Here is a 234-nt window from a genome sequence, read left to right as displayed (position 1 = left end):
AGCCCCATCTCCCGTGCCCGCTTGTTCAGCGAGTAGCGAAGCACCCAGGACTTGGTGCCGCTCGGCCCCACATGCAGCCAAAGCCCGCGCCCGTCACCGTAGCGCCCCGGTTCTCGAAGTGCCTCGACCTGCCGAGCGGTTAGCTTACCTGCCATCACACTGCCTGAACCATTCCACAACCTGTTCTACAACACGAGCGTGGACCTAGCTAGTGCGAGTGGGTGCTTGTTGGAC

At 62.4% G+C, this 234-nt stretch carries 1 protein-coding gene; it reads right to left on the bottom strand.

All coding sequences use genetic code 11. From position 1 onward, the window contains the following. The coding region (locus QSJ97_RS24895) for an Arm DNA-binding domain-containing protein (RefSeq protein WP_285675198.1) at positions 1-155 on the bottom strand (155 nt) is incomplete at its 3' end. Positions 156-234 lie beyond the last annotated feature (79 nt).

The organism is Paralimibaculum aggregatum (genome assembly GCF_030270585.1).
GTDB lineage: Bacteria > Pseudomonadota > Alphaproteobacteria > Rhodobacterales > Rhodobacteraceae > Thermohalobaculum > Thermohalobaculum aggregatum.
This window is presented reverse-complemented; position numbering and strand designations above follow the sequence as displayed.